The organism is Nitrospirota bacterium (assembly GCA_035516965.1).
Lineage (GTDB): Bacteria > Nitrospirota > UBA9217 > UBA9217 > UBA9217 > MHEA01.
Window position 1 is genome coordinate 1 of the sequence record DATIZR010000109.1, and the last position, 14,028, is coordinate 14,028.

The window sequence follows — 14,028 nt, forward strand, 5'->3', positions numbered from 1 at the left end:
CTTGATGCTGATGGCGCCGAGGACGGTCCCCTCTTTTACGTTATGACAGGAAAGACAGTTCTTTCCCATGAACTTTTCTTTTGCAATGTAGGGGAAGACGCCGCGGATTGCTTCACCTTCGATGACCACCTTCGAGACGCCTTGTTCGATGACTTGTTTATCCAGTGCGTCGTTGGCATACTCTCGAGCGTCTTTCTTCCCAAAATCCTTGTCGAGACTGTCGGATCTGATAACCCGCAGATCGACAAGGGTTCGCATCTGTTCCATGAACGGGGTTTTGAGCTCTTGATAGTTATTCGAATGCATCATCGTTGTGAGCGTATTCAGGATGGTATCACGATAACCGGAGAGCGTGGAATGTTCGACTTCGCTCAGGACGATGGATTCGGTATTATATCCGGTGATCAGGGTTGTGATTATGACGCCTACAGCAACAAGAAAAAGAATAGGGACCGAGAGCTTCCATTTGATGGAAATATTTCCGATCTTCATGGTGAACCCTTCTTCAGCCGCATTGATGGCTTATCTTGCTGACGATGCTTAATTATCCTGTTTTCAGAACAGAGGCTGATGAACATCAGCACAATTCTCCAATAGTTCATACTTACTTATCGGCATTTCATTGTAAATGTTTAATAAATGTGGGTAGATGCGTTATCGATTACAGGTTGGGAATTGAGGTGTTGCATTAGTTGGAAACTTCAACATCTTCAGGAAGGTTCTTGCACTGCATGTTTGCATCGTAATTCTTCGCTTCTGAGCGAGCCTGACCCTTATGCAGGAGGCCTTTAAATGGCGTCGACCTTTAGGTTCCCTCTGACGTCTCTTCGGCCCCCAGTCGCTCACGCCTTCCGGCCTTCAAGGTCCCTCATCACCTCGGCCCTGATAAAGTCGCGTATAAGGTTAACATCTTCCGCGCTTATCTTCGTAAATTTCATACCCATCCCGGGGACCGCATGCAACCCCCCGGCCTGCGCTGAACTGTAGAGGACGACACCGGTCGCCTCGATCTCATGGTTGCGGAGGAGCAGCGTGAGCGGTACAAGGTCGTTGACCGGCGCGGGTGCCGACGTACTCAGGTAGAGACCGCCTTCGGAAAGCGAGGTCACCTCTTCGATCCTGGTCTTCCCGCCGGCCTCTCCCGGGCCGATCCGAGCTTTGAGCGCGGTATTGATCCGTATTTTCTGCCGGGGTGTGGCTTCCGTGGCGGATTGGATTGCGCGGTAGAGGGCTTCCGGATCGACGGGTTTCATGAAATAAGCGGCACAGCCTGCCTTCGTGCAGGCTTCCTTGGACGCGGTGCTTGTGTCGGCGGTAGTAATTATTACCGGGATGAATCGGAGGCTCAAATTGTTCTTTATCTGTTTCAGAAGTTCGACGCCGCTCATCGTCGGGAGGACAGCATCCGTGATCACGACCGCGGGAGCAGAACTGGCTATCGCACTCAGAGCGTCTTCACCGGTTCGCACGCTCCGGACGGCATACCGGAGTTCCCTGAGCAGCATTGATACATAGAAAATAGAAGAGGCGCTGCTGTCGACAACCAGGATTGATCGTTTTTCCCGCTCCATGATTCGCCTCGCGTCATTCCAGAAACTCAGCCGGTCTGACGAAACGGATGAACATTGTGATTAGCACGTGTCATCCGGCAACCAGATCTATAACGGCATCAACGCGTTAGAAACCGCTCCACCTCGTTCGACCATACCCGGTATCCAGCGCTGCTGAGGTGTACTCCGTCGTCCTGCAGAAACTCGCTTCTGGGATTGCCCTCGGAATCGACAAAGCGGCTGTAGACATCGAGATACTCCGCGTGGAACTCACGCGTGATCTGCTCGAGTTCCCGGTTCGTCTGAACGATGACATTGTTGTTGATGCCGGGGATCTCAACGGGCAGGATGCTCTGGACCACGAGCCGTGATCTTTTATACCATGTGGTAAAGTTTCGCACGATCTCCCGGTAGGAAGAATTAATCTCGTACTGTCCCATTCCGATGTTGTTGATCCCGGTCATCAGGAAGATGTAATCCGGGTCCTGGACCCTCGACCGGATAGACTCTCTCCGATCAAGGAGGCCTTCGATCGGCTCGCCGGAGATTCCCAGATTGGTCACCTCATCGTGAGGAAACCGTGTCTGCCAGTCGAACCACTCGGTCAGCGAGTCGCCGATGAATACGATTTTTTTTGACATGGCCTTTTGGGAGAGATGGATGCCAGGTATCAGGAGACAGATGCAGGCAACAAGCAGGAGGAGACGTCTCGATGCCCTGGAGGGGATGATATTCTTCATATCCGCTCTCAGCTCGCCTCCGGACCTTTCTCCGGGAGCAGCAGGAGAATGACAAGGACGGGAAGAATGAGCGGATCCCATGGACGTCCCGCGATCGTCCGTCAGCAGTACTCCAGGCGTTACTCTGCCGTATTGGCACAGCAGAGATTAGGGCCTCTTCTTGCCGGTCATCGCGTGCTTCAGCATATTGATCGACGGCACGTTCTTGAGTCGCCCGGACTCGTCCCGGTAGGTCCGTCACAGAATGCCGGGCGTACCGCCCTCGAACGCGTCCTCGCCGTTGATCCAGACCGACGGGGAGCCCTTGATGTTCCTGCTGACCGCATCGTCGTAGTCTGTCGTATGCCACGCGACGTCGGCCTGTATGCCCAGCTCCGCGATCGCCTGGTCGATGTTCTGGCGGAGCTGGTGATAGGAGCCGCAGATCTCGGCCAGGTAAACGTCGATCTTTAACGACATACGCTGTCTGCGGGCTTAGCCTACGTGAATGATCGCGACAGGACAGGCGTCGGCCGCTTCCTGTACCTTGTCCTTGAGATTGTCAGGAAAGGAACCCACAGCGGGATCGTTGCCCACCTGGTACTTGGCCACCACCTGGCTCCAGCTGTCCACGGAGTTCTGTTCGAAGACTTCGGGGCACGTAGCCCAGCATGATTCACAGCTGATGCACTGATCACGGTCGATCGTTACCTTGACATTTGCCATTGGAACACCTCGCAGAGTTGGTTTATGTATTATGCGGGGAGCAGCGTACGGCTGACCCGCTATTTTTTCTCCAGCACATCCTCGGCCCAGGAAAGGGCCGCAGAGACCCTGGGGAACCCGATGGTGCTCGTGAGCAGCACGATCGCATGGCGGATCTCTTCGGGCTTCGCGCCGGCTGCCAGGGCCCTGCGGGCATGGGAGTGGACCGAGCCCTCCGAGTGCACGGCTGCGGCTGCAGCGAGCTGGACCAGCTCGGATACCTTTTTGTTCAGGGGTCCTGCTGCTTTTGCGGCCCGGCCAAGGTTTTCCAAGGCCTTTACGAGGCCTTTGTATTTGCTCCTGATCGTCGTGTACTGCTTCGGCAGTTTCGGCATCGAACCCTCCTTCAGCATGTGAAAGCCCGGGCAAGCCGCAGAACGCAGAGTTGTTCATCTTGGCCGGCGACGCGCTTATGTTCCAGTGTATGCGAACGGCAGGGAAGAGTCAAGTGGCAACGAACGTAAGGGTATTACCAAATAATTACTATTATAGCCGAGAAGGTTTCGTGGCCCGAGCACCCGAAAGGCATCTCAATAATTGACATGCCTTCCGCCGGTGTGATAGGCTTTACTCATGCAGGAACGTGTCCTCTATCTGCGCGAGGCGGTGACCGCCCTTGCGCAGCATATCGGCGTTCGAACATACCTCGACATCGACAAGATGGGCGAGGCCGCCCGGTTCATCGCCGATCAATTCCAGTCCTTCGGCTATCAGGTCACCCGGCAGCCCTTCGCGTTTCGCGGGAACACCTATCAGAACATCATCGCGGAGCTCGCGGGCGCAACTTCGCCCGGGGAAGTCCTGGTCATCGGGGCTCATTACGACACAGTGCGGACCACTCCCGGCGCCGATGACAATGCGAGCGGCGTGGCGGGCCTGCTCGCGCTGGCAAAGGCTCTCGCGGGAAAACGCCTGCCCAATACGATTCAATTCGTGGCGTTCGCTTTGGAGGAGTCGCCGGTCTATCGATCGCATAACATGGGGAGCCATCATTACGCCCAAAGTCTCAGCGCAGCCCGGGTGCCGGTCAAGGGGATGATCTGCCTCGAGATGATAGGATATTTCAATGACAGGCCGCGTTCCCAATCCTATCCCTTGCCGTTCTTCAGGCTGAAATATCCCTCCCGCGGCGACTATATCGCCCTGGTCGGGAATATGCGGTCGAAATCGTTCACGCAGGCAATCGCTGCTGGCTTCCGAGGCGCCGTCGACCTTCCGGCAGTCACCCTGAACGCGCCGCCTATCGTGTTCGGAATCGATTTTTCCGACCACTGGTCCTTCAACCGCTTCGGCTACAACGCTTTCATGGTCACGGACACGGCTTTTTACCGCAATCCCCATTATCATAAGCCTACGGACACGCCTGAAACGCTCGATTACGAACGCATGGCCCTCGTGGTCCAGGGGCTGGCCGCGGCCATAGAGTCATGGCAGCACCAGTCCGAAGAAGGGCGGAAACGCAATGATCCCGGGGCACCCTCTGTCTGAGACGGCGGTAACGGTCTGTTGACAATCGGCGTTCCTCCGGTGTAAGGTATCTCGGTTTTGAAGTAATTCGTGGAGGATGCAATGAGAAAAGTCATACTGCTTTTGACGTTGTTCATAGGAGTTTCTTCTTCAGGCGTTCTTGCCGAAGATGAACAGTCGGCCAAGGAAGGCTTCAAGGAAGTCCACCAGGGCATGAAAAAGGTGACCAAGGCTGTGGACAAGAACGCCAAAAAGGGTGTCAAGGCGGTCCATAAGAAGGCCAAGAAAGATGCGAAGGCGATCGATAAGGCCGCCAAAGAGGGCTGGAAGCAGGCAGGGCAGGACATCAAGAAGGCAACCAGGGATTGACGTCCTCCAGGGAAGCAGCCCATGATCAGTTTCAACAAGGTTTGTTGAGGGAAGATGAACCCTTCCGGGACCGTGCAGCAGTTTTCCTGAATAGGGGTCCGGCCGCCGAATTCTTCATTGACAATCCGAAACCGCCAATATATTCTTAATCATACGCTCGTCTGCCTCATTTCCTCATCGCATCTTTTCGTATCATCTTTTTTGCCTGGAACAGAGCCTGACCTGGAGCTTACGGAAAAGAACCGTTCGGGAAGAGACGTACTATGATCCTTACCAGAATCAGCGAGGCGGCAGCGCGAAATCCCGGGAAGATCGCGGTCCGGATGAAGGCCGGAGACCGCTACCAGGAATACACCTACCGGGACCTGATCGATAGTGTCGCATCAGTTGCGTACGAGCTTGCCGGATACCGGATCGGGAAGGGAGACCGCGTCGCCCTTCTGGCCGAAAACCGTCCGGAGTGGATGATCGCCTATCTCTCCGTGGTGAGCCTTGGCGCGGTGATCGTGCCTCTGGACGCTCAGCTGACCGGGAAGGAGGTGCTGGTCCTGCTCGGGAGCTCCGGGGCGAAGGCGGTGTTCATCTCCTCCGCTACCCGGCAAAAGCTTCCTTCTCAGCATGGCCTCACGGTCCTGTCCTTCGACCCCGGCCCCGGCATCTCCTTTCAGGACATGCTGACAGCCCACCGGGACAGGGCGCTTCCGCCGCAGCCCGTGGCCTCCGATCTCGCCGTTCTTCTCTATACGTCGGGCACAACCGGTGATCCGAAAGGCGTCATGCTCTCCCACGGGAACCTTGCCGCGAATATCTCGAGCCTGATGCTGCTGAAGCTGGTGCTGAGCGAAGACACCATGCTCTGCATCCTCCCCCTGCACCATACCTACCCGGCCATGGGCTGCATGCTGCTTCCCTTGTCGACGGGCGCGTCGGTGACGCTCCTGAACAGCCTGAAAGGCCCGGACATCACGGCCTGTATGAGGGAAACAGGGGTGAGCATCATGGTCGGCGTGCCGCAGCTGTTCGCGGGCCTGCGCCGCGCGGTCTTCGACGAGATAGGGAAGAAACCGGCGCCGGTGCGCGTTCTGGTCGCGCTGTTCCTTTCCGTGAACGGCCTCCTCAGAAGGTTTGCTGGCGTGAATATCGGCAAGAGGGTCTTCGGCAGGGTGCACCAGCGCTTCGGGCCCGCGCTCAGGCTTCTCGCGTCGGGAGGGGCCCGGCTGGAGCCGGATGTGTACACGGACATGACCCGTTTGGGCTTCACGGTCATCGAAGGCTATGGTTTGACCGAGACCTCGCCGGTCTGTTCGTTCAACCCGCTCACGAGACAGAAGGCGGGCTCCATCGGCATCCCGGTGCCGGACGTCGAGGTCATGATCGTGAACCCCGATGAAACGGGCCACGGCGAGATAGCGGTGCGCGGACCGAACGTGATGCTGGGCTATTACGGGAAACCGCAGGAGACCGCCGACGTGCTGAGGAACGGCTGGTTCTTCACCGGGGACCTGGGATATCGCGACCGGGACGGCTATTTTTTTGTGACCGGCAGGTCCAAGGAAATGATCGTCCTCTCCACGGGCAAGAAGATCTTCCCCGAGGAGCTTGAGAAGTTCTATAAACAGATACCATCCATCAAAGAGCTCTGCCTCGTCGAGACCGAGCGGGGGATCGAGGCGGCGGTCGTGCCGGACTTCGAGTATCTTCGCAGAATGAGCCTGTCCAATTCCCGCGAGACCATCGCCTTTGCGATCGAGGACATCGCCAGGGACCTTCCTCCCTACAAGCGGATCACGGGGCTCAAGGTCTTTGCGGAATCCCTGCCGGTCACGCGGCTTGGCAAGCTGAAGCGGAGCCTCGTGAGGGAGATGTACCTGAAGGGCGGCGAGCGGTCGGAAAAGCGCACGGCCGAGCCCGACGCCGGCCTGCTTGCGACGCCGGTGGCAAAGAAGCTGCTCCTCTGCCTCGAGCCGTTCTCGCAGAAAAAGAATATCGTTCCCGACGACAACCTGGAACTGGACCTCGGGCTCGATTCGCTTGCCCGCGTCGAGCTTGTCGTGAGCATCGAAAAATCCTTCGGCATCGTCCTGCCGGAAACCTTTGGCAGCGGGATCTTTACCGTAAAAGATGCGGTGCTCGGTCTCCAGGACCTGATCACATCCGGAGCCGTGCAGTCGGGCGCAGGGGTCCGGCTTTCCTGGTCCGAGATCCTGTCGCTTGAGCCTGCGGACGAGCTGAGAAAGACGCTGCAGCTCGACCCCGGACCCGCGTGCAGACTGGGAAAACATCTTCTGAAGAGTACGCTCGGGCTCATTTTCGGCACGTACAACCGTCTCTCGGTGCGGGGTACCGAGAACCTGCCCCAGAGCGGCCCTTTCATCATAGCCCCCAATCATGTCAGCCTCGCCGATGCGCCGGCTGTCGTCGCCGCCATGCCCTGGGCGCAGGCTTCGCAGACCTTTTTCCTCGGTACCATCGACTATTTCGGGGGCCCGGTCACATCGAGGATCGGGAAGCTGGTCCAGGTGATCCCGGTGGACATGGAAGCCAGGCTCCACGGCGCGCTGCAGCTCTCGGCCTATGTGCTCCGCAAGGGCAAGATCCTGTGTGTGTTCCCGGAGGGCGGCAGGTCGCGGGACGGAAGGATCAAGGAGTTCAAGAAAGGCGTCGCGATCGTTGCGCGGGAGTTGAACGTACCGCTGATCCCCGTGGCGATCCGCGGCACCTATGCCATGCTGGCCACGGGCATGAGATTCCCCCGTCCGGCGCGCGTGAGCCTTGTCTTCGGCAAACCGGTCTATCCCGGGGACATGGACTATGAAGGGATCGTCAGGAAGTTGTATGGCGAGGTGGTACATCTCCTGGACGAACGGGATGCGTGAGGGGCGATGATATCATTTTGCTGCGTCATGCGAAGCAGGCAAGCAAGGAGAGCGGCAGTGAAGCATAACAAAGTTCTTTTGCTGTTTTTATCAATGACAGCGCTTCTGGCTGTCGCCTGCGCAACGGCGAAGGCGCCGACGGCGCCCGAGTTGCCAAGGCCAAAGATCGCGCTCGTGCTCGGCGGAGGGGCTGCGCGCGGGTTCGCGCATGTGGGCGTGATCCGCGCCCTCGAGCAGGAGAAGATCCCGATCGACATGATCGTCGGCACGAGCGTGGGCAGCCTGATCGGCGCGATTTACGCATCGGACCTGAACAGCTTCGAACTGGAATGGACGGCTTTTTCGCTCGAAAAAGACAATGTCTTCGACTTCACGGTCTTTTCCGCCTTTACCACGATGGGGCCGGTCAAAGGGGACCGAATCGAGGAGTTCGTGAAGGCGAAGGTCTCGGTGGCGAACATAGAAGATCTGAAGATTCCCTTTGCCGCGGTCGCGACAGACCTGAACCGGGGCACGCGCGTGGTGCTCGACCACGGACCGGTGGCGCGGGCAGTTCGGGCCAGCAGCGCGATCCCGGGCGTCTTCAACCCCGTCGAGCATCAGGGCAGGCTGCTCGTGGACGGCGGCGTGGTGGATAATATCCCGATCTCGGTGGCCCGCGAAAAAGGAGCGGACATCGTGATCGCCGTGGACATCAGCGAGAACATGATCAATTTCAACATCACGAACCTGATCGATGTGGTTCTCCAGTCGGTGAACATCATGTTCAGCGAGAATATCGGCTTCAGGAAGCGGGATGCAGACGTGCTGATCGCTCCGTCTGTGGGCAACGTAGCCATGCTTGATTTTACCCAGAAGAAGCGGTGTATGCAGGCCGGCATAGAAGCCGCGCAGAAGGCCATGCCGGAGATCAGAAAAAAAATCGAGGAGTGGGGAAAGAAGAAGTCGCCAGTTCAATGATCATGAGGACGCGGCCGGCCGCCTGAACACCGGATAGAGATGCGTTCCCTTTACCGCATGTATCCGCGTTATCGGTGGAGGTCCGGGGACGGCGTTTTGCCTTTGGGAAAGGGAGCCATGCTGAAAAAGATACGGATCATCCTCGAGATGATCAAGTTCGAACACACTGTCTTTGCGCTGCCCTTCGCTTTCACCGGCGCGCTGCTCGCCGCGAAGGGGCTCCCCCCGGTGCGGACCATCCTCTGGATCGCCGTGGCCATGGTCGGCGCCCGGTCGGCGGCGATGGGCTTCAACCGCTGGGCGGACCGGAAGTTCGATGCCGCGAATCCCCGGACGAAAACGCGCGCGCTGCCCCTGGGCCTAGTGACGCCCGCCCAGGTGGTCCTGTTCACGGCAATATCCTCGATGGTGCTGGTCTTCGCGGCTGCCATGCTGAATCCGCTCTCCCTTGCGCTTTCACCCGTCGCGCTGGGGATCGTTTTCTTCTATTCCTACACCAAGCGCTTCACCTTTCTGTCGCACGCGTTCCTGGGCCTGGCTATCTGCCTCGCCCCGATCGGGGCCTGGATCGCTGTTACCGGCCGGCTTGAAGCACCCGCCCTGGTGCTCGGCGCGGCCGTGCTGTTCTGGCTCCTCGGGTTCGATGTCCTCTATGCCCTCCAGGACATGGACTTCGACCGGAATGCGGGGCTCCACTCGATCCCGCAGCGGTTCGGCGTCCGGGGCTCGCTCTGGATCTCCCGTGTGTCCCATGCGCTCACGATGGTCGCATTGTTCTGCCTTCCCGTCCTGCTGCCCTTGGGACGGCTCTATATCACCGGCATCGTTATCGCCCTATTCCTGATTCTCTACGAACACACACTTGTAAGGGAAGGCGATCTGTCCAAGCTGAACATCGCTTTCTTCAACATGAACGGATATATCAGCGTTACGATCTTCCTGTTCACCCTTCTTGACGTTCTGGTATAGAACCCGGCTTTTCCCGCCTGCTGCCAGGTTGTCCGCATCCGGCATGACCCGTCTCCTCGTCTCGATAATCCGAATTACGACTCTTGCCCGTCGGAATCCGGACAATTTCCTGATTCACTTTTCCCAATGATGCATATTATCCGTGCTTTTCCAGTAACTTCCTTCAAAATGCCATAAGCATAAATATTGCTTATTATAAATGCACACGTCATTGTCATGACGAAAAAAAGCCCTGGATGTTTGTCCATACCATCTCGGAGGGCAAAGGATTTACGGCAGGAGGTCCCGTTATGAAACTGCACAGCGCGTCCATAGGAACAAAGCTGGTGATCATCCTGGGCGTCATCGTTTTTCTGGCATTCAGCGCATCCACGTTCCTGGTTGACCGGTACACATCCTCTCTGCTCGAGCGGAAAATGCTGGATCAGCTGAAAACCAAGGTCCAGCTGGTGAAGGACATGATCGCGACCTATGACAGCAGCCTCCGGCAGAATGTGGACGACCTTTCCCGGGTGTTCATTTCTTATTACCCCGAGAAAATGACGATGGTCACCGCGAAGACGGTCCGGATCGGCGACGTTGACACTCCTGTTCTCCGGGCAGGCGGCAGTGTCCAGAATCTTGCCTACGACCGCATAGACAGATTCTCCGGCGTCACTGGCGCCGTTGCCACGATCTTCGCCAGAAAAGACGATGATTTCGTCAGGATCGCCACCTCGCTCAAGAAACAGGACGGGAGCCGAGCGATCGGGACGTTCCTCGGCAAGGAGCATCCCGGATATGCCCTTTTGCTCCAGGGCGAGAACTATACCGGGAAGGCGACCCTGTTCTCCAAGGATTACATGACGAAGTATGTGCCGATCAAGGACGAACGCGGCGCCGTCATCGGCATCTTCTTCATCGGCATCGATTTCACGGAAAATCTGAAGGCGCTCAAGGATAAGATACGCACCGTGCGCGTGGGGGACTCAGGATACCTCTATGTTCTTGATGCGAAGAAAGGGTCCACCTACGGCAACCTCGCCGTTCATCCGTACAAGGAAGGGCAGAACATCCTGGACTCCAAGGATGCCGCCGGACATGCCTTCATCAGGGAAATGCTTGAAAAGAAGAACGGGGTCATCCGGTACCCCTGGATGAATGCCGAAACAAACGAGACCCGCGCGCGGGAAAAGGTCGTCGTCTACGATTCCTATGACAACTGGAACTGGGTCGTGGGCGCGGGCATGTACACCGATGAGTTCGCGGCAGAGACGGCTCGCGCAAGAAATTTCTTCCTGGGCGCGGGGGTCCTCGTCGTCGCTGTTTTGATAGGCGTCATCTACTTCCTGTCATGGAAACTGATAGCAGCACCGATGCGGAAAACGGTCGAGTTCGTGCGATCGATCGAGGCGGGGGACCTGACGAGGGAAATGCAGGTCGACCGGCAGGACGAGATCGGCCAGCTGCTGTCCGCCATGAAGAACATGTCCGACCGCATCAGGTCCGTAGTTGCCGATGTAAAGGCATCCGCAGGGAACGTGGCATCCGGGAGCCAGCAACTGTCCGCAGGAGCGGAACAGCTGTCGCAGGGCGCTACCGAACAGGCGGCCTCTGCCGAGGAGGCATCCTCGTCGGTGGAGGAGATGAACGCGACCATACGGCAGAACGCCGACAATTCCGCGGAAACCGAAAAAATAGCCCTCCAATCCGCTGTGGACGCCGCCGAAAGCGGCAAGACCGTGGCTGCCACGGTCGGGGCCATGAAGGAGATCGCGTCGAAGATATCGATCATCGAGGAGATCGCCCGCCAGACGAATCTGCTCGCGCTGAATGCGGCGATCGAGGCGGCGCGTGCAGGGGAGAGCGGCAAGGGATTCGCGGTCGTGGCTGCCGAGGTCCGCAAGCTGGCTGAACGGAGCCAGGCCGCAGCCGGCGAGATCGCGAGACTTTCGACGACCAGCGTCGAGGTCGCCGAGCAGTCCGGCAGGATGCTTGCCCGGCTGGTCCCCAGCATCGAGCGAACGGCGGAGCTCGTGCAGGAGATCAACGCGGCAAGCAAAGAACAGACGACGGGAGCGGGCCAGATCTATACGGCCATCGAGCAGCTGAACCGGGTGATCCAGCAGAATGCCGGAGCGGCGGAACAGACGGCCTCGACTGCCGAGGAGCTGGCTTCTCAGTCGGTTCAGCTGCAGGAGTCCATAGCGTTCTTCAAAACAGGTGAAGAGCAGGAGGAAGGAAAGGGTCTTGCGGACATCCTGTCGAAGAACAAGGCCGGCTCGATCACCGCGGGCAATGAGGCTCTTCTGGCCCGTAGTGGCGGACATGCCCGGGCATATGATAAGCTTATCTCGATCGGAAAGGCGGAGAGTACGGTCAAAGTTTCCGCAGACAATGCAGGCGCGGGTTCCGGCGGGAATGGAAATGGGGGCAACGGCAAGAGACCCTATCATCAGAATGACTATGAGCGCTTCTAAAGGGCGTGCCGCTAAGTACAGGATCGTGCAGCAGACTCAGAGCTCCATTATCCCCAGCTGTCTGCAGGCCTGAAAAGAAGATGTCGCCGATGTGAATGCGCTCTCTGTGGCCTCGCAATAATACTTCTGCCTCTTGCTCGCAAGCACGTCACGGGAGCGTCAGTTCGCAGATTTCTGACATGCAAAAGGGCAAAAAACTGCACACGGATGTCCTTCATCCTTGTTCTTTGGCATGTTAATATTTATAATTCCAAGGCGGTGAATAAACACTATCAGGGGGAACTATGAAAATCAGATTGGGAACGACCGTTGCAGCGCTCATGCTTTTCGTTGCGGGACTTGTTTGGTTCCAGCCGGGGATTGCGTCGGCCGAGATTCGATTCGGAATCCTGCCGCGCCTAAGCGCGATGGAACTTCACGCCATGTTCAATCCACTGGCGGAATACCTTTCGAAGGAGATAGGGGAAAAGGTGAGTCTCGTCATCCCGAAGGACTTCGAGGCCTTTAAAGAGACGGTCACATCAGGGCAGATCGATATCGGGTTTGCCAATTCGCTGGTCTATGTACAATTGAAGAAGAACGCAAACCTTGAGCCCCTTGCGGTATCCTCCGAAGCAAAGAGCGGCACCCGGTTCCGGGGCATCATCATCGCCAGGAAGGACGGCGGAATAAACAAGATCCAGGACCTCAAGGGCAAGAAGCTCATTTTCGTGGACAAGGATTCCGCTGCCGGCTACGTTTTCCAGATGCTGCTGCTGAGCAAGGCAGGACTTGATGTCGAGAAGGACTTCACCACGCTGCCCTTTGCCAAGAAGCATGACAACGTGACCATGGCTGTTTTCAACAAGGCTGCTGACGCCGGCGGCATCCGGGAGGATGACCTGGACAAGATGAAGGACAAGGTGGACCTGTCGCAGCTGCGGGTCGTAGGCTATACGGACTATTTCCCGAACTGGCCTTTATTCGGGACCCCCAGGCTGAACAAGGCAGCCGAGGCGAAGATAAAGGCCGCTCTGTTCAAGCTTAAGCCGAACGATCCCGCTAACGATAAGATCCTCGGTGCAGCACGGCTGACCGGATTCGCTCACGTGACCGACAAGGACTATGATGAGCTTCGGAAAGCGGCAAAATTGGCCGGCGCGTTCTGATCGATCGTAGAGCGGCGGCGTCCGGCATCGGTGGCGGACCCGGCGTCGTCATCAAAAGCCGTTCCGGCGGTATACGGGATATGGTTGGGGGGCCTATGGGGTTTGCTTTTATGCAGAGTTGGAAATTGACCGGCAAGTTTCTCGTCAGCATCCTGTCGGTTCTCATCCTGGTCTTTTCGGCAATGGGAGCGATCATCAATGCCCATGAGAAAAGCATTCTGCTTGCCGAAATAAACGGGAAAGGGAATAACCTGGCGCAGTTCGTGTCAGGCATCGCCGCCGAACCGATCCTCAGCTTTAATTTCTCCTATCTCGAAAACTATGCGCGGGACATCGCAAAGGGCGATCCTGATATCGTTTATGCGGTCATCCAGGACAAGGGCGGCAACCAGCTGACCCATCAAAAAGCGGAGGTGGCAGATAAAACAGGCATCATTGAGTTCTCCAGCCCGGTGATGCAGGGCAGCGAAACCATCGGGATGGTCAAGATAGGGATCAGCACCAATCACGTAAGAACGTCGCTGGCGCATTCCAATCTCATCATCGCCGCGCTCTCCCTGGGCACGATGGCCCTGATCTCGGTGATGGTGTTTTTCCTGTTCCGCACCATGGCGCTGAAGCCCATTGCGCGGCTGAACGGCATCGTAGGGAAGGTGGCGTCAGGAGACCTTTCTCAGACCGTGGGGTCCGCGGGCAAGGACGAGATCGGGGAGCTGTTCTCGGCGATAAAGGCCATGGTGGAGAGG

General features: G+C 57.5%; 14 protein-coding genes. 8 read left to right on the forward strand and 6 right to left on the reverse strand.

Going from position 1 to position 14,028, the window contains the following annotated elements; genetic code table 11:
• The 6 genes from VL197_15635 to VL197_15660 all read right to left on the reverse strand — a co-directional run.
• Window positions 1-492 (reverse strand): hypothetical protein (locus tag VL197_15635; protein ID HUJ19416.1); only part of this gene is annotated, 492 nt, incomplete at its 3' end.
• A 350-nt stretch (window positions 493-842) separates the two neighbouring features.
• The gene (locus tag VL197_15640; GenBank protein ID HUJ19417.1) at window positions 843-1,571 is read right to left on the reverse strand and encodes a response regulator; all 729 of its coding nucleotides are present in this window, start codon (window positions 1,569-1,571) and stop codon (window positions 843-845) included.
• A gap of 98 nt (window positions 1,572-1,669) precedes the next feature.
• A complete protein-coding gene (locus VL197_15645) occupies window positions 1,670-2,290 on the reverse strand; it encodes a GDSL-type esterase/lipase family protein (protein HUJ19418.1) in 621 nt (206 codons plus the stop codon).
• A gap of 237 nt (window positions 2,291-2,527) precedes the next feature.
• Window positions 2,528-2,749, reverse strand: a complete 222-nt coding sequence (locus VL197_15650) for a thioredoxin family protein (protein ID HUJ19419.1) — start codon at window positions 2,747-2,749, stop codon at window positions 2,528-2,530.
• Window positions 2,750-2,764: 15 nt separating this feature from the next.
• The gene (locus tag VL197_15655) at window positions 2,765-2,995 is read right to left on the reverse strand and encodes a ferredoxin (protein HUJ19420.1); all 231 of its coding nucleotides are present in this window, start codon (window positions 2,993-2,995) and stop codon (window positions 2,765-2,767) included.
• A 59-nt stretch (window positions 2,996-3,054) separates the two neighbouring features.
• The gene (locus VL197_15660; GenBank protein HUJ19421.1) at window positions 3,055-3,369 is read right to left on the reverse strand and encodes a carboxymuconolactone decarboxylase family protein; all 315 of its coding nucleotides are present in this window, start codon (window positions 3,367-3,369) and stop codon (window positions 3,055-3,057) included.
• Between the two features lie 238 nt (window positions 3,370-3,607).
• Between VL197_15660 and VL197_15665 the strand changes: the two genes are divergently transcribed.
• The 8 genes from VL197_15665 to VL197_15700 form a co-directional block, all read left to right on the forward strand.
• A complete protein-coding gene (locus tag VL197_15665; protein HUJ19422.1) occupies window positions 3,608-4,522 on the forward strand; it encodes a M28 family peptidase in 915 nt (304 codons plus the stop codon).
• 81 nt (window positions 4,523-4,603) lie between these two features.
• A complete protein-coding gene (locus VL197_15670; GenBank protein HUJ19423.1) occupies window positions 4,604-4,870 on the forward strand; it encodes a hypothetical protein in 267 nt (88 codons plus the stop codon).
• 263 nt (window positions 4,871-5,133) lie between these two features.
• Window positions 5,134-7,746 carry an AMP-binding protein gene (locus VL197_15675; protein HUJ19424.1) on the forward strand — a complete coding sequence of 871 codons (2,613 nt, stop codon included), beginning with the start codon at window positions 5,134-5,136 and terminating at the stop codon, window positions 7,744-7,746.
• Between the two features lie 57 nt (window positions 7,747-7,803).
• Entirely contained in the window at window positions 7,804-8,706 is a 903-nt protein-coding gene (locus VL197_15680; GenBank protein ID HUJ19425.1) for a patatin-like phospholipase family protein, read from the forward strand.
• 117 nt (window positions 8,707-8,823) lie between these two features.
• Window positions 8,824-9,675, forward strand: coding sequence for a UbiA-like polyprenyltransferase (locus VL197_15685; GenBank protein ID HUJ19426.1), 852 nt, complete (start codon window positions 8,824-8,826; stop codon window positions 9,673-9,675).
• 290 nt (window positions 9,676-9,965) lie between these two features.
• Window positions 9,966-12,134 (forward strand): Cache 3/Cache 2 fusion domain-containing protein, encoded by a 2,169-nt coding sequence (locus tag VL197_15690; GenBank protein HUJ19427.1) that lies wholly within the window; start codon window positions 9,966-9,968, stop codon window positions 12,132-12,134.
• Between the two features lie 284 nt (window positions 12,135-12,418).
• The gene (locus VL197_15695; GenBank protein ID HUJ19428.1) at window positions 12,419-13,282 is read left to right on the forward strand and encodes a phosphate/phosphite/phosphonate ABC transporter substrate-binding protein; all 864 of its coding nucleotides are present in this window, start codon (window positions 12,419-12,421) and stop codon (window positions 13,280-13,282) included.
• A 110-nt stretch (window positions 13,283-13,392) separates the two neighbouring features.
• Window positions 13,393-14,028, forward strand: a 636-nt coding sequence (locus VL197_15700; GenBank protein HUJ19429.1) for a HAMP domain-containing protein, incomplete at its 3' end; no start/stop codon positions are given.

Coding starts and splice junctions, on each gene's coding strand:
- VL197_15655 (HUJ19420.1), bottom strand. CDS start 2,995: ATGGCAAATGTCAAGGTAACGATCGACCGTGATCAGTGCATCAGCTGT.
- VL197_15695 (HUJ19428.1), top strand. CDS start 12,419: ATGAAAATCAGATTGGGAACGACCGTTGCAGCGCTCATGCTTTTCGTT.
- VL197_15675 (HUJ19424.1), top strand. CDS start 5,134: ATGATCCTTACCAGAATCAGCGAGGCGGCAGCGCGAAATCCCGGGAAG.
- VL197_15640 (HUJ19417.1), bottom strand. CDS start 1,571: ATGGAGCGGGAAAAACGATCAATCCTGGTTGTCGACAGCAGCGCCTCT.
- VL197_15650 (HUJ19419.1), bottom strand. CDS start 2,749: ATGTCGTTAAAGATCGACGTTTACCTGGCCGAGATCTGCGGCTCCTAT.
- VL197_15645 (HUJ19418.1), bottom strand. CDS start 2,290: ATGAAGAATATCATCCCCTCCAGGGCATCGAGACGTCTCCTCCTGCTT.
- VL197_15670 (HUJ19423.1), top strand. CDS start 4,604: ATGAGAAAAGTCATACTGCTTTTGACGTTGTTCATAGGAGTTTCTTCT.
- VL197_15685 (HUJ19426.1), top strand. CDS start 8,824: ATGCTGAAAAAGATACGGATCATCCTCGAGATGATCAAGTTCGAACAC.
- VL197_15690 (HUJ19427.1), top strand. CDS start 9,966: ATGAAACTGCACAGCGCGTCCATAGGAACAAAGCTGGTGATCATCCTG.
- VL197_15665 (HUJ19422.1), top strand. CDS start 3,608: ATGCAGGAACGTGTCCTCTATCTGCGCGAGGCGGTGACCGCCCTTGCG.
- VL197_15660 (HUJ19421.1), bottom strand. CDS start 3,369: ATGCCGAAACTGCCGAAGCAGTACACGACGATCAGGAGCAAATACAAA.